Origin of the sequence: Escherichia sp. WS1118, from assembly GCF_046487695.1 — a bacterium.
In the GTDB taxonomy this organism is placed as follows: domain Bacteria; phylum Pseudomonadota; class Gammaproteobacteria; order Enterobacterales; family Enterobacteriaceae; genus Escherichia; species Escherichia coli.
Genome location: NZ_JBJQIZ010000001.1, coordinates 242,905 through 264,000 on the forward strand (window position 1 = coordinate 242,905; position 21,096 = coordinate 264,000).

Here is a 21,096-nt window from a genome sequence, read left to right on the forward strand (position 1 = left end):
ACTCCCTTTGCTCTGATTCAGTAAAAGCGAATGGAGGGAGATTACACGAGATAAAGAACGCGAGCGACAGTAAATTAGGTGCGAAAAAAAACCTGCGCATCCGCGCAGGTTGGTGCAAGAGACTGGGTACGAAGAGCGTACCGAATAATCTCACCAATCAATACCTCTGGGATCTTGATTGTGGTCTGCACAACGACTCTTCGCCAGCGAGAAAACGCAAAGGAATGAAGGGAAATGCAACGAGGTGTGTAAATTGTCGGTTACTGTTACAGATTGATGACCGGCAAAAAAAAACCTGCGCATCTGCGCAGGCTGGTGTAATTCATGTGCTCAACCCGAAGTTGACTTCACCTATCAATACCTCTGGGATCACCACTTTAGCAACCTGAAGCCAAACGCCACCAGCGGTCAATCGCAACAGCGTTTCGCAAAGTGTAACCAAAGGTTTGCAATCTCTTTTTTTGTCTTACTTATTTGCGTTTGGCTCACATTCCCACAATGAAAACACGCCGCCCCTTGAACCAACGGGCGTTTTCCGTAACACTGAAAGAATGTAAGCGTTTACCCACTAAGGTATTTTCATGGCGACCATAAAGGATGTAGCCCGACTGGCAGGCGTTTCAGTCGCCACCGTTTCCCGCGTCATTAATAATTCACCCAAAGCCAGCGAAGCTTCCCGGCTTGCTGTGCATAGTGCAATGGAGTCTCTTAGCTATCACCCGAACGCCAACGCCCGTGCGCTGGCGCAGCAGACCACTGAAACGATCGGTCTGGTCGTTGGTGATGTTTCCGATCCGTTTTTCGGCGCAATGGTGAAAGCGGTCGAACAGGTGGCTTATCACACTGGTAATTTTTTATTGATTGGCAACGGTTACCACAACGAACAAAAAGAGCGTCAGGCCATTGAGCAACTGATCCGCCATCGCTGTGCTGCGCTGGTTGTCCATGCCAAAATGATCCCGGATGCCGATTTAGCCTCATTAATGAAACAAATGCCCGGTATGGTGCTGATCAACCGTATCCTGCCTGGCTTTGAAAACCGTTGTATTGCTCTGGACGATCGTTACGGTGCCTGGCTGGCAACGCGTCATTTAATTCAGCAAGGTCATACCCGCATTGGTTATCTGTGCTCTAACCACTCTATTTCTGACGCCGAAGATCGTCTGCAAGGGTATTACGATGCCCTTGCTGAAAGTGGTATTCCGGCCAATGACCGGCTGGTGACATTTGGCGAACCAGACGAAAGCGGCGGCGAACAGGCAATGACCGAGCTTTTGGGACGAGGCAGAAATTTCACTGCGGTAGCCTGTTATAACGATTCAATGGCGGCGGGCGCGATGGGCGTGCTCAATGATAATGGTATTGATGTACCGGGTGAGATTTCGTTAATTGGCTTTGATGATGTGCTGGTGTCACGCTATGTGCGTCCGCGCCTGACCACCGTGCGTTACCCAATCGTGACGATGGCGACGCAGGCTGCCGAACTGGCTTTGGCGCTGGCGGATAATCGCCCTCTCCCGGAAATCACTAATGTCTTTAGTCCGACGCTGGTACGTCGCCATTCAGTGTCAACTCCGTCGCTGGAGGCAAGTCATCATGCAACCAGCGACTAACCGCAGTTAAAGCAATTCCAGCGCCAGTAATTCTTCAATGGTCTGGCGACGGCGAATCAACCGCGCCTGACCATTATCAAACAGAACTTCTGGTAACAGCGGACGGCTGTTGTAGTTGGATGACATTGATGCGCCATATGCCCCTGTATCATGCAGTACCAGATAATCACCCGCCTTCACTTCCGGCAAGGCGCGGGTTTCGACATTTCCCCCTTCCTGCTGGGTAAAGACATCGCCCGATTCACATAACGGCCCGGCGACGACGGTTTCCACCGTTGGCGCGTGTTCCAGAGAACGACCCTCAGCTGCCAGGGCACTGATATGGTGGTAACTACCGTACATTGCCGGGCGCATCAGATCGTTGAACCCGGCATCAACCAGCACAAAGTGGCGGCTACCCATTTGTTTGACGCTCCGCACTTGAGTAATTAATACGCCAGCCTGCGCTACCAGAAAGCGACCCGGTTCAATTTCCAGTTTCACAGGATGGCCCAAATGGCGGGCGATTTGCTCACGCGCGGCATTCCACAGACCATAATAATGTTCGGTATCAACCGCCTCTTCACCCTGTTGATAAGGAATAGAAAGCCCACCGCCCGCAGAAATAGCCTGTAAATCCTGACCGAACTCGAGGACCTGACGCACCATAGCACCACATACCTGTTCCAGATGGGCATAATCGACGCCAGAACCAATGTGCATGTGAATGCCGACCAGCTGTAGATGATGACGTTGTATCACGTCCAGTGCGGCGGGCAGATCGGTGTACCAGATACCGTGCTTGCTGTTTTCGCCACCGGTATTGGTTTTTTGGCTATGCCCGTGACCAAACCCCGGATTAACACGCAGCCATACCCGATGCCCTGGAGAAACCTGACCCAGTTGGTCGAGCATATCAACAGAACCCGCATTCACCGGAATTTGCAATTCACTGACGCGTTCAAGCGTCGCCTGATCGATAACATCTGCCGTAAAAACAATATCATCGGGGTGCGTTTGCGGATTGTAACCCGCCGCCAGTGCACGCTCTATTTCGCCTAACGAGACGGAATCCACTTTTACGCCCTGCTCACGCATTAAGCGCAAAATATGAATATTGGAACAGGCTTTCTGTGCAAAGCGCACCACATCAAACTGTTTCAGCGCTGCAATCTGCCGACGAATAATTTGCGCATCGTAGACCCACACCGGGCAGCCAAATTCTGCGGGCAAACGCAGCAGATTTTCGGCGGTGAGATCGGTATCAGTGCTGAACAGTGAATGTGGCATAACAAACTCCAGATAAGTGCTTTTTTATGATTACGCCACATCATAAAAAGAATAAAAAATATCGATTTATGTCGAGTCTATGCAAAAATGATATGGATTACCGGATTGCGAGAGAGCGCTAATGGCCGCAGTTAACTTACGTCATATTGAAATTTTTCATGCGGTAATGACCGCCGGAAGCCTGACTGAGGCGGCACACCTGCTACACACCTCACAGCCAACCGTCAGCCGCGAACTGGCGCGCTTTGAGAAGGTGATCGGGCTGAAATTGTTTGAGCGCATACGTGGACGATTACATCCTACCGTGCAAGGACTGCGTCTGTTTGAAGAAGTGCAACGATCCTGGTACGGACTGGATCGCATTGTCAGTGCCGCAGAAAGTCTGCGCGAGTTTCGCCAGGGAGAACTGTCTATTGCCTGCCTGCCGGTCTTTTCGCAATCTTTTTTACCGCAGCTCCTGCAACCCTTTCTGGCACGTTATCCCGATGTCAGCTTAAATATCGTGCCCCAGGAATCACCGCTACTTGAAGAGTGGCTCTCGGCCCAGCGTCATGATTTAGGACTCACTGAAACGCTCCATACGCCTGCGGGAACAGAACGTACCGAATTACTCTCTTTAGATGAAGTGTGTGTGTTACCTCCGGGCCATCCGCTGGCGGTAAAAAAGGTATTAACGCCGGATGATTTTCACAGTGAGAACTACATCAGCCTTTCCCGTACTGACAGCTATCGCCAGTTGCTGGATCAATTGTTTACTGAGAATCAGGTTAAACGACGCATGATCGTAGAAACCCACAGCGCCGCGTCAGTCTGCGCAATGGTACGGGCGGGGGTAGGCGTTTCGGTGGTTAACCCGCTCACCGCACTGGATTATGCGGCAAGCGGTTTAGTGGTGCGGCGGTTCAGCATTGCGGTTCCATTCACCGTCAGCCTGATCCGCCCCCTGCACCGCCCGTCATCAGCGCTGGTGCAGGCGTTTAGTGAGCATTTACAAGCGGGATTACCGAAACTGGTCACTTCTCTTGACGCTATTTTGTCGTCAGCTACGACAGCATAAAAGCAACAGCATCCTCGGCATGGATCGCCGCGGTATCAAACACAGGCAGAACACTGCGCTCTTCTGGCACCAGTAAACCAATTTCTGTGCAGCCAAAAATAACGCCCTGTGCGCCCTGTTCTGCAAGGCGAGCAATCACTTGCGCATAATAAGCGCATGACGCTTCGGTAAATTGCCCCAGACACAGTTCTTCAAAAATAATCTGATTAATTTTCGCCCGTTCATCCGCTTCAGGAATAAGACAGTTGATGGAAAATTGTTCCGTCAGCCGCCCGCGATAAAAATCCTGTTCCATGGTGTAACGTGTACCCAGCAGCGCCACACGAGTCATTCCTGCCCCGGTAATTGCACGTCCAGTGGCATCCGCTATGTGTAAGAAAGGCAGAGAGCAACGAGACTCAATGGCATCCGCCACTTTGTGCATCGTATTGGTGCATAACACAATACCTTCTGCGCCCGCCCGCTGTAAGCCAAGCGCCGCCTCAGCCAGAATATCCCCGGTTTTGTCCCACTCACCGCGACGCTGGCACTCTTCTATTTCATGAAAATCGACGCTATGTAGCAGCACTTGCGCAGAGTGAAGCCCACCAAGCCGCTGTTTAATGCCTTCATTTATCAGACGATAGTAAGGAATAGTGGATTCCCAGCTCATTCCTCCCAGCAAACCAATTGTTTTCATTCCTCTCTCCTGATGTGTGTTACCGCAACAAGGCTGAATAAGGAACGAGACAAACGCCTCAACGGCCAGGTGCCTAATCTCTATTAACGAAAAAAGGGCCGGATGTACAGCACATCCGGCCCGTGAAATCAGACGCCGATATTTCTCAACTTTTCGCCTGCCATCAGTTTGCGCTCGATATGTTCCAGCGTGACATTTTTGGTTTCCGGAATGAGCCAGAAAGTAATGCCCACAAACGCAATGTTCAACGCAGTGTAGAGCCAGAACGTACCGGCAGCGCCAATGCTATCAAGCAGTGTCAGGAAGGTCGCGCCGATAATCATATTCGACACCCAGTTTGTCGTCGTCGAACAGGTGATGCCAAAATCGCGGCATTTCAGCGGCTGAATCTCAGAGCACAGGATCCACACCACTGGCGCGGCGCTCATCGCATAACCGGCAATACACATCATCGTCATGCCAACAGAGAGCCAGGACAAGCCACTGGAAGCCGTACCGTTATCAAACTGCATCAGGCAATAGCCCAGCACCAGAGTGCCTAACGCCATCACGCTGAAACCAATTTTCAGAGCCGGTTTACGCCCTGCTTTATCTACCGTAAAGACCGCAATGAAGGTGGCGAACATAAAGGTCAGCCCCACGACCAGAGTCGCAATCATCTGTTGTTCTGTGGTCGTAAAGCCCGCCATTTTGAAGATACGCGGCGCGTAGTACATGATGATGTTCATACCGGTAAACTGCTGCATCGCCTGCAACAACATACCGAGAAACACAGCACGACGGACGTTACGGTTGATCTTAAACAGTGCCCAACCGCCCTGTTTTAACTTCAGGCTTTCACGAATTTCGTTGAGTTCTTCTCGCGCTTTTTCCGACGTATCGCGCAGCATACGCAACACTTCTTCCGCCTCAATATGACGCCCCTTTTCCGCCAGCCAGCGCGGGCTATTTGGCAGGAAGACCACCAGAATAATCAGCAGGACTGCTGGTAAAGCAAGAACCCCCAACATTGCGCGCCAGTTACCGCTATAACTGAACGCTGTATCGGATAAAAACGCCAGCACGATGCCGAGTGTGACCATCAACTGGTACATACTGATCATCTTACCGCGAACGTTTTCACTTGCCATTTCAGAAAGATACAGAGGAGCGGTGTAAGACGCGATCCCGACAGCAATGCCCAGCACCACACGAGCGGCGATTAACATCTCTACGCTGGTCGCAAAAGCGGACCCTATCGAACCGAGCACAAAAAGGATAGCCCCCGCCATCAGGCTGTATTTACGCCCCAGGCGGAACGACAGCCAACCATTAAACAGCGCACCAATTGCTGCGCCGAGCATCATGCTACTGACCACCCATTCCTGCAAACGACTGGTCAGTACAAAGTGATCGGTAATGAACGGCAACGCTCCGGCGATTACGCCGATATCAAGACCAAATAACAATCCTGCGACCGCAGCAGCTACCGAAACAAACATATTCATACGCCGCGTATCCCGCAAAGAACGTGGCGTTAAAGCAGATTCCGTATTGATAGTAACCATTTTTTCCTGCCAGCAGAGAGTAAGACATAGTGAAAAAATACGTGAACAACTCACACAGGTGTCAGGTCGGAAATAGCATAAATATGGATTAAATTGCTGCGACATGTCGTTATGTGATGGATATTCCAATTTTCAAATTAAGTTGAATTATTGAGATTATTATTAACCAACTAATTTTAAAGCAGATAAAATTCATAAAGTTCATTAATTGATAATTGATATGGATTATTTCATAACCATGATATGGATTATGATGATCTACAGGTATAAAAAACCCTGCCATGCGGCAGGGTCATAAAAGTAAGAAGAATGGATTAACGAGCCAGCCAACCGCCATCCACGGCAATGGTATAACCATTCACATAATCTGAAGCACTGGAGGCAAGAAACACTACCGGCCCCATCAGGTCACTCGGCAGTCCCCAACGGCCAGCTGGAATGCGGTCGAGAATTTCCGCGCTACGTTGTTCATCTGCCCGTAGTTGTTGAGTATTGTTGGTCGCCATGTAACCCGGAGCTATCGCATTAACATTAATGTTGTGTTTAGCCCATTCATTCGCCATCAATCGCGTCACGCCCATCACGCCGCTTTTTGATGCGGTATAAGAAGGCACACGGATCCCGCCCTGGAAGGAGAGCATTGACGCGATATTGATAATCTTGCCGCCATTGCCTTGCGCGATAAAGTGTTTCGCCGCTGCCTGAGACATGAAGAATACGCTCTTGATATTCAGGTTCATGACATCGTCCCAGTCTTTTTCGCTGAACTCGAGAGCATCTTCGCGGCGAATCAATCCGGCGTTATTCACCAGGATATCAATATGACCAAACTCAGCTACCGCGCGATCCAGCAGTGCTGGAATGCCATCAATCTTTCGCAGATCGGCGGTCAGGCTTAAAAAATGACGCCCCAGCGCCGTGACCTGCTTGATGGTTTCAGTCGGTTCAACGATGTTAATGCCAACAATGTCACAGCCCGCTTGCGCCAGCCCCAACGCCATCCCCTGACCCAGTCCAGTATCACAACCAGTGACGACCGCAACTTTACCTTCGAGAGAAAATGCACTTAAAATCATAACAATACCTTATTCGTTTATGCCCACAACTAGCGCAAATCTTTAACGGCCACATGGTCCATATCATCAAAGACCTGGTTTTCACCGACCATGCCCCAGATAAAGGTATAAGCTTTGGTTCCGACACCGGAATGGATCGACCAGCTCGGGGAGATCACCGCCTGCTCGTTATGCATCACAATATGACGCGTTTCTTGCGGCTGCCCCATCATGTGGAAAACGCAGGCGTCATCATCCATATTGAAATAGAAATAAACTTCCATCCGGCGCTCGTGGGTGTGACACGGCATGGTGTTCCACAAGTTACCCGGAGCCAGCTCCGTCAGCCCCATACTCAATTGGCAGGTTTCCAGCACATCCGGGACAAAATATTTGTTAATCGTGCGACGGTTGCTGGTGAGGTTATCGCCTAACGTGACTGGAGATACTTCTTCTGGTGTGACTTTTTGGGTGGGATACGTCGTATGCGCAGGTGCGCAATTGTAATAAAACTTCGCCGGAGTAGCGGTATCAATACTGGCAAAGACAACTTCTTTTGCGCCTTTACCAACATACAGGGCTTCGCGGTGACCGATTTCATAGCATTGACCATCGACGGTAATCGTACCGGCACCGCCAATATTGATAACACCTAACTCGCGACGTTCCAGGAAATAGCTTACCCCGAGTTGTTTACCAACTTCCCCGCCAACGGAAACCGTTTTAGTTACCGGCATAATGCCGCCAACAATAATACGGTCAATGTGGCTGTAAACCATGGTGTACTCATCAGCGACAAATACCTTTTCAACCAAAAATTCATTGCGCAGCCCCTGGGTATCCAGCGTTTTTGCATGCGCACTGTGGATGCTCTGTCTTACGTCCACATCAACCTCCGATAATCAGTGAAGCGTGAAAATAGAAAACGATAGTGAAACGCTGTTTCGTTTTCTCTATAAGGGGATGATATGCCCACGGGATAGGGTTTTCAATTAAAAATAAAACAATGTTTCATTTTTAAGTTAAGGACTGAAAAAAGTGCAGTGTCGATCACGAATATGTCATGAGAATGGAAAAATCAGGGAGCCCTGAAAATGTATGTCGACTCGCCAGCCACCATTATTCAACAGATTAATGACGGCTGATATTTATCGGTAAGGAGGAAATGCAGAGCTATTCGTCACGTTCAATGGTCAATGCCACGCCCTGGCCCCCGCCGATACAAAGCGTAGCCAGTCCTTTGCGGGCATTACGTTTCACCATTTCATGAACCAGAGAAACGAGGATTCGGCAACCGGAAGCGCCTATTGGGTGACCGAGTGCGATCGCGCCACCATTGACATTGACCCGACGCTCATCCCATTCAAGCATCTTGCCAACCGAAAGCGCCTGTGCAGCAAACGCTTCATTAGCCTCGATAAGATCGACATCAGCCAACTGCCAGCCAACACGCTCCAGGCAACGGCGGGTCGCATACACCGGCGCAATTCCCATCAATGCCGGATCTACACCAACGCTGGCAAATGCGCGAATACGGGCAAGCACGGGTAAATTCAACGCTCGCGCTTTGGCTTCGCTCATCATCATTACCGCAGCTGCGCCATCGTTTATGGATGATGCATTACCCGCTGTCACAGAACCGAGACTATCAAATGAAGGATTTAAACGGGCCAAGCCTTCTGCACTGGCGTCAGTGCGTGGCTGTTCATCGGTATCAACAACCAACGCCTGACCGTTACTTTGGGTCATTACCGGGACGATTTCATCTTTAAATCGTCCGGCGTCAATCGCCGCTCGCGCTTTTTGTTGCGAGCTAAGTGCGTAAGCATCCTGCAACTGACGGCTGATGCCATATTCGCGAGCCAGATTTTCGGCGGTGACACCAATATGATAATCATTGAAGGCATCCCACAAGCCGTCATGCACCAGACTATCAACCAACTGGCTATTGCCAAGCTGTGCACCGGTGCGGCTATCAGTCAGAACATGTGGTGCGCGGCTCATGTTTTCCTGGCCACCGGCGATGACAATATCCGCCTCGCCACACTGTATCGCCTGAGTAGCCAGATGCAGTGCTTTAAGCCCGGAACCACAAACGTCATTAATAGTGATTGCAGAAACGCTATTAGGAAGACCACCTTTAATAGCCGATTGCCTTGCCGGATTCTGCCCTGCCCCTGCAGTCAACACCTGACCAAGAATCACTTCATCCACCGCATATGCAGGAACGCCGGTACGTTCTATTAACGCTTTGACGACCAGGCTGCCAAGTTCCACGGCGGAATGACCCGCTAACGCACCACGAAAGCAGCCGATAGGTGTCCGTAACGCCCCGACAATCACAACGTCTTTCATCACAACCTCGCACCAATTAACAGTGCAATAGTAAATGATTGTTAATTACAGTTATCTTAATTGTTTAAAAAAGGTGATTTTTATCACAAAGGAAATACGCCTGAGTAGCAGTCAGAGACATAACTGGCACGTAAGGTTTGCAACCACTAACCCACCAATAGAGAGGTAGATAGGGCGTTAATCTCCCATACTTAACCTGGTTTATGGTAAATTGCCCTCCATTTTGTTTAATTTGTAGATGATACGTTCAGATAATGTCTAATATTTGGTCAAAAGAAGAAACTCTGTGGAGTTTCGCGCTCTACGGCACAGCCGTTGGTGCAGGCACGCTCTTCCTTCCTATTCAGTTAGGTTCGGCGGGGGCTGTGGTCCTGTTTATTACTGCTCTGGTCGCCTGGCCTTTAACATATTGGCCACATAAAGCCTTATGCCAGTTCATCCTCTCATCGAAAACATCAGCAGGTGAAGGGATAACGGGCGCGGTAACACACTACTATGGCAAGAAGATTGGTAATCTGATTACCACGCTGTACTTCATCGCCTTTTTTGTCGTCGTGTTGATATATGCAGTGGCAATTACCAACTCACTTACAGAACAGCTGGCAAAGCATATGGTTATTGATCTTCGCATCCGTATGTTGGTGAGTCTGGGGGTTGTATTAATCCTGAATCTCATTTTTCTGATGGGACGCCATGCCACTATTCGGGTAATGGGATTTTTGGTATTCCCATTGATTGCCTATTTCTTATTTCTTTCTATTTACCTGGTCGGTAGTTGGCAACCTGATCTATTAACAACCCAGGTAGAGTTCAATCAGAATACCCTTCACCAGATATGGATATCGATTCCCGTGATGGTTTTCGCTTTTAGCCATACGCCCATTATTTCTACGTTTGCCATAGACAGACGTGAAAAATATGGCGAACACGCTATGGATAAATGCAAAAAAATTATGAAAGTCGCTTATCTCATCATCTGCATAAGTGTATTGTTCTTTGTCTTTAGCTGCCTGCTTTCTATTCCACCTTCGTATATTGAAGCGGCTAAAGAAGAAGGGGTTACCATTTTATCGGCGCTTTCTATGCTGCCGAACGCCCCAGCATGGTTGTCAATTTCCGGGATTATTGTCGCAGTAGTTGCGATGTCGAAATCATTCCTGGGTACGTACTTTGGCGTTATTGAAGGTGCCACAGAGGTCGTCAAAACAACATTACAGCAGGTTGGTGTAAAGAAAAGTCGTGCATTTAACCGCGCACTATCAATTATGTTGGTATCGCTGATTACCTTCATTGTTTGTTGCATTAACCCGAACGCGATTTCGATGATTTACGCGATCAGCGGCCCGCTCATTGCCATGATACTTTTCATCATGCCTACGCTGTCAACGTATCTCATCCCGGCGCTTAAACCCTGGCGTTCCATCGGAAATCTGATTACCCTGATCGTGGGTATCCTGTGCGTATCGGTAATGTTCTTTAGCTAATATCCGTTGTGGATGGTTCAAAATTGCTTCAATTTTGAACCATCCCAGTTTTCATAATGTTCATTTGTTATTATTCCGCCCTATCACTTCTCTCGTAATATTATATAATTATCAGCTAGTTAAACACACAAAGAGTTCTGAACATCTTAAATAAGACTATTTAAGATACATGACGATTGCATTGCGTAAACGCTTTTTATTTACAAAAAATGGGGAAGTATTACGGCGATTGCGAAAAGTCTGAAGCGCTTGAATTAAGATAATATAGAAAATCAGATACAACAAAAATGGCAGGTAGATGATGTGAAGATAAATTGGAGCGGGCGAAGGGAATCGAACCCTCGTATAGAGCTTGGGAAGCTCTCGTTCTACCATTGAACTACGCCCGCTTCGAGATGCGTAAGGCATTATAAACCTTACGCTCTCCTTAGCAAGTACCACGCTGCTGACTGCTGATTAATTCACCATCAGCATTTTGGCTTGCTGCCCTGAGGCGGCAAGTAACGTAGCGGATCAATTGCCGTTGCACGGTAACGAATCTGGAAATGCAGGCGAACAGATGCCGCATCAGTGCTCCCCATAGTGGCGATTTTTTGCCCAGCTTTCACGCTTTGCCCATTATTTACCAGCATCGTGTCATTATGAGCGTAAGCCGTAATGTAATCTTCACTGTGTTTAATCATGATGAGATTACCGTAGCCACGCAGCTGGTTACCCACATACACCACCTTTCCTGCACCCGCGGCGTAAATAGGTGTACCTCGTGGAGCTGAGATATCAATCCCTTTATTGCCGCCATCTGCTGTCGAATACGGCATGATAACTTTCCCTGTCGTTGGCCATAACCAACAACGTTGCCCTACTGGCGGCCAGGAAGATTTCGGTACCGCTGATGACGGTGTAACCGATGCGGTTTTGGTCGTTGATTTGGCGGTTGATTTACGTGTACTACTGCTACTTTTCGCCCCACCCAGTTTTAGTTTCTGACCTACTTCAATGGTGTAAGGGGGGGAAATGCCGTTCAGTCGCGCCAGTTCTTTTACGCTGGTTCCCGTGGTGCGCGAAATACGATATAGCGTATCCCCCCGTTTCACGGTGTAAACGGAGCCGGAATACGTTCCTGTATCGGATGATTTGCTACCCGAACAGCCCGCCAAAAGCAGTCCAACCGATAACAACATCACGATACCCAGAGATTTTTTATTCAGGCGTCCCGCACTCAAAATCTTTCCTCGCTTAAAAAACAAGACGCCATATCATAGCAGCCAGCCTCTTGATACCCAATCTCTTGCTTCTGGAAAAACGATGTAATAGAGAAAGAGGTTAATTTCATTTGGCAAAGGGAAGTATCATCAGCAAAATATTTGCTGTAGTGGTATCGAAGTTCCTGACTTTTACCCTATTTCCCACCTTGATGCGTAATAATCCTGATTTATCACATTGATTTTATCGCCACTCATATTGATACGTATCACTGTCCCTATTCAGAGTCCTGTTTCGTATCATATCTGTGTTTTTTTAACGTCATCACACTTCCTTCCTCCCCGAACGCTTATCGTCGTTTCTGGCGTAAATCTTGCCTGCTTAGACTAAATCTTTGCCATAAGAACCAAATGTTCAAATCGAGGGGATTTCTATGGAAGCGCGGGAAGCAACCGCTACGGGTGAATCATGCATGCGCGTCGATGCCATTGCTAAGGTCACCGGGCGAGCACGATATACTGACGATTATGTTATGGCGGGCATGTGTTACGCGAAATATGTACGTAGCCCTATCGCACATGGTTATGCCGTAAGTATTAATGATGAACAAGCCAGGAGTTTGCCGGGCGTCCTGGCGATTTTTACCTGGGAAGATGTGCCAGAAATCCCATTCGCCACGGCAGGGCATGCCTGGACACTTGACGAAAACAAGCGCGATACTGCCGATCGTGCCCTGCTAACGCGCCATGTTCGTCATCATGGCGACGCCGTTGCCATCGTCGTGGCCCGCGATGAACTCACGGCAGAAAAAGCGGCGCAATTGGTCAGCATTGAGTGGCAAGAATTACCCGTTATCACCACGCCAGAAGCGGCGCTGGCAGAAGACGCTGCACCAATCCATAACGGTGGCAATTTACTGAAACAAAGCACGATGTCGACGGGTAATGTCCAACAAACAATCGATGCCGCCGACTACCAGGTACAGGGGCACTATCAGACTCCCGTTATTCAACATTGTCATATGGAAAGCGTGACATCGCTGGCATGGATGGAGGATGACTCGCGAATTACCATCGTTTCCAGCACCCAGATCCCGCACATTGTTCGCCGCGTGGTTGGTCAGGCGCTGGATATTCCCTGGTCATGCGTACGAGTCATCAAACCGTTTATCGGTGGCGGTTTTGGTAATAAACAGGATGTACTGGAAGAGCCAATGGCGGCATTCCTGACCAGCAAACTTGGCGGCATTCCGGTGAAAGTTTCCCTTAGCCGTGAAGAGTGTTTCCTCGCAACCCGTACCCGCCACGCTTTTACTATTGACGGGCAAATGGGCGTGAACCGCGACGGAACATTGAAAGGTTATAGTCTGGATGTTCTGTCTAACACCGGCGCTTATGCATCTCACGGGCACTCCATTGCTTCTGCTGGGGGGAATAAAGTCGCTTATCTTTATCCTCGTTGTGCCTACGCTTACAGTTCAAAGACCTGCTATACCAACCTCCCCTCGGCTGGTGCGATGCGTGGTTATGGCGCGCCACAAGTCGTATTTGCCGTTGAGTCTATGCTTGATGATGCCGCGACAGCGTTAGGTATTGATCCTGTTGAAATTCGTTTACGCAACGCCGCCCGCGAAGGAGATGCTAATCCGCTCACGGGAAAACGTATTTACAGCGCAGGGTTGCCGGAGTGTCTTGAAAAAGGCCGGAAAATCTTTGAATGGGAAAAACGCCGTGCAGAGTGCCAAAACCAGCAAGGCAATTTACGTCGTGGCGTTGGCGTCGCCTGTTTTAGCTACACCTCTAACACCTGGCCTGTCGGCGTAGAAATAGCAGGCGCGCGCCTGTTGATGAATCAGGATGGAACCATCAACGTGCAAAGCGGCGCGACGGAAATCGGCCAGGGTGCCGACACCGTGTTCTCGCAAATGGTGGCAGAAACCGTGGGAGTTCCGGTCAGCGATGTCCGCGTAATTTCGACACAAGACACCGACGTTACACCATTCGACCCCGGCGCATTTGCCTCACGTCAGAGCTATGTTGCCGCGCCTGCGCTGCGCAGTGCGGCACTGTTATTAAAAGAGAAAATCATCGCTCACGCCGCAGTCATGCTACATCAGTCAGCGATGAATCTGACCTTGATAAAAGGCCATATCGTGCTGATTGAACGACCGGAAGAACCGTTAATGTCGTTAAAAGATTTGGCGATGGACGCTTTCTACCACCCTGAACGCGGCGGGCAGCTCTCTGCCGAAAGCTCCATCAAAACCACCACGAACCCACCGGCGTTTGGCTGTACCTTTGTTGATCTGACGGTCGATATTGCACTGTGCAAAGTCACCATCAACCGCATCCTCAACGTTCATGATTCGGGGCATATTCTAAATCCGCTGCTGGCAGAAGGTCAGGTACACGGCGGAATGGGAATGGGCATTGGCTGGGCGCTATTTGAAGAGATGATCATCGATGCGAAAAGCGGCGTGGTCCGTAACCCCAATCTGCTGGATTACAAAATGCCGACCATGCCGGATCTGCCACAACTGGAAAGCGCGTTCGTCGAAATCAATGAGCCGCAATCCGCATACGGACATAAGTCACTGGGTGAGCCACCCATAATTCCTGTAGCCGCTGCTATTCGTAACGCGGTGAAGATGGCTACCGGTGTTGCAATCAATACACTGCCGCTGACGCCAAAACGGTTATATGAAGAGTTCCATCTGGCAGGATTGATTTGAGGATAACATCATGTTTGATTTTGCTTCTTACCATCGCGCAGCAACCCTTGCCGATGCCATCACCCTGCTGGCTGACAATCCGCAGGCCAAATTGCTTGCCGGTGGCACTGACGTACTGATACAGCTTCACCATCACAATGACCGCTATCGCCATATTGTTGATATCCACAATCTGGCAGAGCTTCAGGGAATAACACAGGCGGAAGATGGCGCGCTGCGAATCGGCTCCGCGACAACATTTACTCAGCTCATTGAAGATCCCGTAATCCAACGCAATCTCCCGGCGTTATGTGCTGCGGCTGCATCAATCGCCGGGCCGCAGATCCGTAATGTCGCCACCTACGGCGGAAATATTTGCAACGGTGCCACCAGCGCAGATTCTGCCACGCCAACGCTAATTTATGACGCGAAACTGGAGCTCCACTCCCCACGCGGTGTTCGTTTCGTCCCGATTAATGGCTTTCACACCGGGCCGGGCAAAGTGTCTCTTGAGCATGACGAAATCCTTGTCGCCTTTCATTTTCCGCCACAGCCGAAAGAACACGCGGGCAGCGCACATTTTAAATATGCCATGCGCGACGCAATGGATATTTCAACAATTGGCTGCGCCGCACATTGCCGACTGGATAACGGCAATTTCAGCGAATTACGCCTGGCATTTGGTGTTGCCGCGCCAACGCCGATTCGCTGCCAACATGCCGAACAGACTGCACAAAATGCGCCATTAAACCTGCAAACGCTGGAAGCCATCAGCGAATCAGTCCTGCAAGATGTCGCCCCGCGTTCTTCATGGCGGGCCAGTAAAGAGTTTCGTCTGCATCTCATCCAGACGATGACCAAAAAAGTGATTAGCGAAGCCGTCGCCGCGGCGGGGGGAAAATTGCAATGAATCACAGCGAAACAATTACCATCGAATGCACCATTAACGGGATGCCTTTTCAGCTTCACGCCGCGCCAGGAATGCCGCTTTCGGAACTACTCCGAGAACAAGGGCTTCTTAGTGTCAAACAAGGTTGCTGCGTAGGCGAATGCGGTGCCTGTACGGTGCTGGTCGACGGCACTGCGATAGACAGTTGCTTATTCCTTGCGGCCTGGGCTGAAGGAAAAGAGATCCGCACGCTGGAAGGTGAAGCGAAAGGCGGTAAACTTTCTCATGTCCAACTGGCTTATGCGAAATCTGGTGCAGTGCAATGCGGGTTTTGTACGCCGGGCCTGATTATGGCTACCACGGCAATGCTGGCGAAACCACGCGAGAAGCCATTAACCATTACGGAAATTCGTCGTGGACTGGCGGGAAATCTTTGTCGCTGCACAGGGTATCAGATGATTGTAAATACAGTTCTGGATTGCGAGAAAACGAAGTAAAAGGATATCCGGCCTGAATTCAGGCCGGATTCTCAGAGGTTATGTGTTTAACAACTCATATTTCTTAATCTTGCGATAGAGCGTAGCAATGCCGATGCCCAGTTCATCAGCAACTTCCTTCTTGCTGTTATGACGTGAAAGCGCCTCGCGGATCATTTGCTTTTCCATCTCCTCCAGCGCCGTGCCGCCCGCATCATCGAGTGACAGGTGCGCCTCACTGACCTCTGTTACATCACTTTGCTCCGTTGTGCCATTATTCAGCAGATTTGGCGGCAATAGCGTGCTGTCGATAACTTCACCTGAAGGAACAACGTTAACCAGATATTCCATCAAATTGCTTAACTCGCGCAGGTTTCCGGGCCAACGATGCTTACGCAATATTTCGACGACATCAGGAGCAATGCCAGGATAAACCGATCCCAGACGACGGGTATGCAGATGTAAAAAGTAATGCACCAGTAATTCAATATCTTCCTGACGTTCACGCAGCGGTGGAAGAGTTATCGGGATAACATTAAGTCGGTAGAAGAGATCTTCGCGGAATTTACCTTCGGCAATGAACTGGGCCAAATTCTGATTAGTTGCAGAAATGATGCGGATGTCGACTTGTATTGGGCTACTGGCACCAATCGGCAGAATTTCACGCGCCTCAATAGCGCGCAGTAATTTAGCCTGCAACATTAATGGCATATCACCAATTTCATCGAGAAACAGCGTGCCCGTATTCGCCGCCTGAATCAACCCTGTTTTACCGTTGGCAGAAGCGCCAGTAAATGCGCCTTTAACATAACCGAACAGTTCGCTCTCCAGAAGCTGTTCCGGAATCGCGGCACAGTTGATAGCAATAAAGGGTTTATTCCGTCTTCCGCTCAACTTATGGATTGCACGGGCGACGACTTCTTTACCCGTGCCGCTTTCACCAACCACCATAACGCTGGATGGGCTGGGTGCAATACGGCTAATGAGTCGTTTTAATTGCCGCATAACACGGCACTCGCCAACCAATTGTTCAATATGCGGTTCATCAGGTGCATTTGCTACAGAAAAACTGGTATGCGATTGGTGAAACGCCATTAAAAATAGTTGTCGGCCCTGGATGTTATGCAACTGACCAATGATTAATTCACTTTTATCATCCCACGAAACAATATGTTGCATATGACCATGGGTAAAATTACTCTTAAATGTTAATGGTCTGAAACGAACAGGTTTTCCAATAATATTATTTTGTACAACACCGAGTGTTTTTAAAGCTGTCTGATTAACAAATTGAACACGATTATCAGCATCAACCACTAACACGCCCTGATCCATATTATCGATCATGGTCGCGAATATTTTACTGATGTTATCTCCTGGTCCCTGATCCTCCAGAAGTTTAGAAACAAAAATGGTGGATATATGGCGAACGTAATCGGAAAATTCGCGTAAATTATCACTGATATGTTCTTGTTGCTCGTGGGTAACGGCAATCAAACTTATCACCCCAACACAACGATCCTGTAAAATGACAGGCGTACCCAGAAATGCTTTTTCGCGGCAATTTTCTTTACTATCGCAACCTTCACAAAGGGGATCGAAGCGAGACTGTGTCACAACTTTTTCAGTTTTCGTTTCCAGGACGTGGCGGAGCAGGCGTGAGTTGCCGCTCAACTGGCGGCCAAGAAACTTCCCATACGCGCCCGTTCCGGCGACGCGACACAAGTTTTCATCAACGATCTCAACCTCAAGCTGCAAAACGCTGGCAAGCATTCTGGCAAAACGCTGAATTGTCGGTTGAATTTGCATCAATACTGACTGCGTAGTCGCAAGCTCCATAGCTTTACCTTCCAGACTTACTTAAAAGTCGATCATTGAAGACGTTGATGGTTCACAGATCATGATGATATTAACTCAGGCGAAATTGGCTTTGATAAAAACATAAGATTTTTATCACTTTCTAATAAAATTATGGAAGAGATATCACATTTCTATATCAATATGAGAATTACAGCGGCAAGTTTATCAAACTGAAGAGAGATAGCCTGCCTCTTTATCTTATTTCTGATACTTAGCAGCAAATAAATAACGTGATAAAAAAAGCCAAACGTTTTCGTATTTTACAAACAACCGGAAACTGGCATCAATATGTGATCAACCCCACACATTATCCGTCAAATTAGCCTTTCGCAGCCGCGTGGATAATTCTGGCACACTTATTGTTAGTCCCAGGTATAGCTGTGAAAACACCAATCACTTTGGCACGTCACAGTGAAATAAACCACTTTGCCTGTCATTCCACTATCGGGACTTTATGATGAAAACTGTTAATGAGCTGATTAAGGATATCAATTCGCTGACCTCTCACCTGCATGAAAAAGATTTTTTGTTAACGTGGGAACAGACGCCAGACGAACTGAAACAAGTACTGGACGTTGCCGCCGCGTTAAAAGCACTGCGTGCTGAAAACATCTCAACCAAAGTCTTTAATAGTGGATTAGGTATTTCCGTATTCCGCGACAATTCCACCCGTACCCGCTTCTCTTATGCTTCCGCGCTTAACTTGCTCGGCCTTGCACAACAAGATCTTGACGAAGGTAAATCACAAATCGCTCACGGCGAAACCGTGCGTGAAACCGCCAATATGATCTCCTTCTGCGCTGACGCTATCGGTATTCGCGACGATATGTATCTGGGCGCAGGCAACGCCTATATGCGTGAAGTTGGCGCTGCACTTGATAACGGTTACAAGCAGGGTGTGCTGCCGCAGCGTCCGGCTTTAGTGAACCTGCAATGCGATATTGACCACCCGACTCAATCAATGGCTGATCTGGCATGGTTACGTGAACACTTTGGTTCACTGGAAAACCTGAAAGGTAAAAAAATCGCCATGACCTGGGCCTACTCCCCAAGCTATGGCAAACCGCTCTCTGTACCACAAGGCATCATAGGTCTGATGACCCGCTTCGGTATGGATGTCACCCTGGCCCATCCGGAAGGCTACGACCTGATCCCGGATGTCGTTGAAGTTGCTAAAAACAATGCTAAAGCCTCCGGTGGTAGCTTCCGTCAGGTCACCAGCATGGAAGAAGCCTTCAAAGACGCAGACATCGTTTATCCGAAGTCATGGGCACCTTACAAAGTGATGGAAGAGCGTACTGAATTGCTGCGTGCGAACGATCACGAAGGCTTAAAAGCACTGGAAAAACAGTGTCTGGCACAGAACGCGCAACACAAAGACTGGCATTGTACTGAAGAGATGATGGAACTGACCCGTGATGGCGAAGCCCTGTACATGCACTGCCTGCCAGCTGATATCAGCGGCGTATCCTGCAAAGAAGGTGAAGTGACTGAAGGCGTATTCGAAAAATACCGTATCGCTACCTACAAAGAAGCCAGCTGGAAGCCTTATATCATCGCCGCGATGATCCTGTCCCGTAAATACGCCAAACCAGGTGCACTGCTCGAGCAACTGCTGAAAGAAGCGCAAGAACGCGTGAAATAACCCCTCGGGCCGATCAGCTGGTCGGCCCTCTATTTCCAGAGGCCAAAAGGATAGGATATGTCCGTTTTCTCATTGAAGATTGATATCGCCGATAACAAATTTTTCAACGGCGAAACATCACCGCTTTTTTCGCAAAGCCAGGCAAAACTGGCACGCCAGTTCCACCAGAAAATTGCTGGTTATCACCCAACACCGCTTTGTGCGCTGGACGATCTCGCAAACCTGTTTGGTGTAAAGAAAATTCTCGTCAAAGACGAATCAAAACGATTCGGTCTGAACGCCTTCAAAATGCTCGGCGGTGCGTACGCCATCGCTCAATTATTGTGTGAAAAATATCATCTTGATATCGAAACGCTGTCATTTGAGCACTTGAAAAATGCCATCGGCGAAAAAATGACTTTCGCGACTACCACCGACGGCAACCACGGGCGCGGTGTGGCATGGGCAGCACAGCAACTCGGACAGAATGCGGTGATTTACATGCCGAAAGGTTCTGCTCAGGAACGCGTTGACGCCATTCTAAACCTCGGTGCCGAGTGCATCGTCACGGATATGAACTATGACGATACCGTTCGCCTGACCATGCAACACGCGCAGCAGCACGGCTGGGAAGTGGTACAGGACACGGCATGGGAAGGTTACACCAAAATCCCAACCTGGATCATGCAAGGCTACGCAACACTGGCGGATGAAGCCGTCGAGCAAATGCGTGAAATGGGCGTCACCCCGACACACGTTCTGCTGCAAGCCGGTGTCGGTGCAATGGCCGGTGGTGTGCTGGGTTATCTGGTCGACGTCTATAGCCCGCAAAATCTGCACAGCATTATTGTTGAACCTGACAAAGCTGACTGTATTTATCGCTCCGGCGTCAAAGGCGACATCGTCAACGTTGGCGGTGATATGGCCACCATCATGGCGGGCCTGGCCTGCGGCGAACCTAACCCGCTGGGCTGGGAAATCCTACGTAACTGCGCCACCCAATTCATCTCCTGCCAGGACAGCGTTGCCGCATTAGGTATGCGCGTGCTGGGTAATCCGTACGGTAACGACCCGCGCATCATCTCCGGTGAATCCGGCGCTGTCGGTTTGGGCGTTCTCGCAGCGGTTCATTATCACCCGCAACGTCAAAGCCTGATGGAAAAACTGGCGCTGAACAAAGATGCCGTGGTGCTGGTTATCAGCACTGAAGGCGACACCGACGTGAAGCACTACCGCGAAGTTGTCTGGGAAGGCAAACACGCTGTAGCACCTTAA

The 21,096-nt window shown here is 49.3% G+C and carries 16 protein-coding genes and 1 tRNA gene; 8 read left to right on the forward strand and 9 right to left on the reverse strand.

All coding sequences use genetic code 11. The features are described 5' to 3' along the window. The first annotated feature begins 581 nt into the window (after positions 1-581). A complete protein-coding gene (gene galR, locus ACJHYO_RS01180) occupies positions 582-1,613 on the forward strand; it encodes an HTH-type transcriptional regulator GalR (protein ID WP_000201041.1) in 1,032 nt (343 codons plus the stop codon). Between the two features lie 6 nt (positions 1,614-1,619). Here galR and lysA read toward each other — a convergent pair whose 3' ends face one another. Beyond that, positions 1,620-2,882: a diaminopimelate decarboxylase gene (gene lysA / locus ACJHYO_RS01185; RefSeq protein WP_001120722.1), complete on the reverse strand. Its 1,263-nt coding sequence runs from the start codon at positions 2,880-2,882 to the stop codon at positions 1,620-1,622. A gap of 121 nt (positions 2,883-3,003) precedes the next feature. Here lysA and lysR point away from each other — a divergent pair, with 121 nt between their 5' ends. After that, entirely contained in the window at positions 3,004-3,939 is a 936-nt protein-coding gene (gene lysR / locus ACJHYO_RS01190) for a DNA-binding transcriptional regulator LysR (RefSeq protein WP_000741812.1), read from the forward strand. Here the strand turns inward: lysR and ygeA are convergent. From ygeA to ACJHYO_RS01215, 5 genes are all read right to left on the reverse strand, one after another. Then, a complete protein-coding gene (gene ygeA, locus ACJHYO_RS01195) occupies positions 3,926-4,618 on the reverse strand; it encodes an amino acid racemase (RefSeq protein ID WP_085455515.1) in 693 nt (230 codons plus the stop codon). The genes lysR and ygeA overlap by 14 nt on opposite strands. Before the next feature lie 128 nt (positions 4,619-4,746). Then, on the reverse strand, positions 4,747-6,165 hold the full coding sequence (araE, locus tag ACJHYO_RS01200) for an arabinose-proton symporter AraE (RefSeq protein WP_000256438.1): 1,419 nt from the start codon (positions 6,163-6,165) through the stop codon (positions 4,747-4,749). 314 nt (positions 6,166-6,479) lie between these two features. Further along, on the reverse strand, positions 6,480-7,241 hold the full coding sequence (kduD, locus tag ACJHYO_RS01205) for a 2-dehydro-3-deoxy-D-gluconate 5-dehydrogenase KduD (protein ID WP_085455516.1): 762 nt from the start codon (positions 7,239-7,241) through the stop codon (positions 6,480-6,482). Between the two features lie 29 nt (positions 7,242-7,270). Then, the gene (gene kduI / locus ACJHYO_RS01210; RefSeq protein ID WP_085455517.1) at positions 7,271-8,107 is read right to left on the reverse strand and encodes a 5-dehydro-4-deoxy-D-glucuronate isomerase; all 837 of its coding nucleotides are present in this window, start codon (positions 8,105-8,107) and stop codon (positions 7,271-7,273) included. A gap of 286 nt (positions 8,108-8,393) precedes the next feature. Beyond that, positions 8,394-9,575 (reverse strand): acetyl-CoA C-acetyltransferase, encoded by a 1,182-nt coding sequence (locus ACJHYO_RS01215; protein ID WP_000656025.1) that lies wholly within the window; start codon positions 9,573-9,575, stop codon positions 8,394-8,396. Between the two features lie 254 nt (positions 9,576-9,829). On the opposite strand from ACJHYO_RS01215, the gene ACJHYO_RS01220 reads away from it, so the two are divergent. Continuing rightward, positions 9,830-11,059: an amino acid permease gene (locus tag ACJHYO_RS01220; protein ID WP_000065950.1), complete on the forward strand. Its 1,230-nt coding sequence runs from the start codon at positions 9,830-9,832 to the stop codon at positions 11,057-11,059. Positions 11,060-11,374: 315 nt separating this feature from the next. On the opposite strand, the gene ACJHYO_RS01225 is transcribed toward ACJHYO_RS01220, so the two are convergent. Together ACJHYO_RS01225 and actS are read right to left on the reverse strand one after the other, a co-directional pair. Next, positions 11,375-11,448 (reverse strand) — tRNA-Gly (locus tag ACJHYO_RS01225). Between the two features lie 78 nt (positions 11,449-11,526). Next, positions 11,527-12,282: an amidase activator ActS gene (gene actS, locus ACJHYO_RS01230; protein WP_001272558.1), complete on the reverse strand. Its 756-nt coding sequence runs from the start codon at positions 12,280-12,282 to the stop codon at positions 11,527-11,529. A gap of 413 nt (positions 12,283-12,695) precedes the next feature. Between actS and xdhA the strand changes: the two genes are divergently transcribed. From xdhA to xdhC, 3 genes are read left to right on the forward strand one after another with little or no spacing between them, the layout of a single operon-like run. Then, positions 12,696-14,993, forward strand: a complete 2,298-nt coding sequence (gene xdhA, locus ACJHYO_RS01235; RefSeq protein ID WP_021524482.1) for a xanthine dehydrogenase molybdenum-binding subunit XdhA — start codon at positions 12,696-12,698, stop codon at positions 14,991-14,993. A gap of 10 nt (positions 14,994-15,003) precedes the next feature. Next, a complete protein-coding gene (xdhB, locus tag ACJHYO_RS01240) occupies positions 15,004-15,882 on the forward strand; it encodes a xanthine dehydrogenase FAD-binding subunit XdhB (protein WP_000459207.1) in 879 nt (292 codons plus the stop codon). Beyond that, the gene (gene xdhC, locus ACJHYO_RS01245; RefSeq protein ID WP_001016595.1) at positions 15,879-16,358 is read left to right on the forward strand and encodes a xanthine dehydrogenase iron sulfur-binding subunit XdhC; all 480 of its coding nucleotides are present in this window, start codon (positions 15,879-15,881) and stop codon (positions 16,356-16,358) included. The genes xdhB and xdhC overlap by 4 nt, the downstream gene beginning before the upstream one ends. A 39-nt stretch (positions 16,359-16,397) precedes the next feature. Here xdhC and ACJHYO_RS01250 read toward each other — a convergent pair whose 3' ends face one another. Further along, positions 16,398-18,176, reverse strand: a complete 1,779-nt coding sequence (locus ACJHYO_RS01250; protein WP_410232393.1) for a sigma 54-interacting transcriptional regulator — start codon at positions 18,174-18,176, stop codon at positions 16,398-16,400. A gap of 478 nt (positions 18,177-18,654) precedes the next feature. On the opposite strand from ACJHYO_RS01250, the gene ygeW reads away from it, so the two are divergent. Continuing rightward, entirely contained in the window at positions 18,655-19,842 is a 1,188-nt protein-coding gene (gene ygeW / locus ACJHYO_RS01255) for a knotted carbamoyltransferase YgeW (protein ID WP_250304070.1), read from the forward strand. Positions 19,843-19,899: 57 nt separating this feature from the next. Then, positions 19,900-21,096 carry a diaminopropionate ammonia-lyase gene (gene dpaL / locus ACJHYO_RS01260; protein WP_000110478.1) on the forward strand — a complete coding sequence of 399 codons (1,197 nt, stop codon included), beginning with the start codon at positions 19,900-19,902 and terminating at the stop codon, positions 21,094-21,096.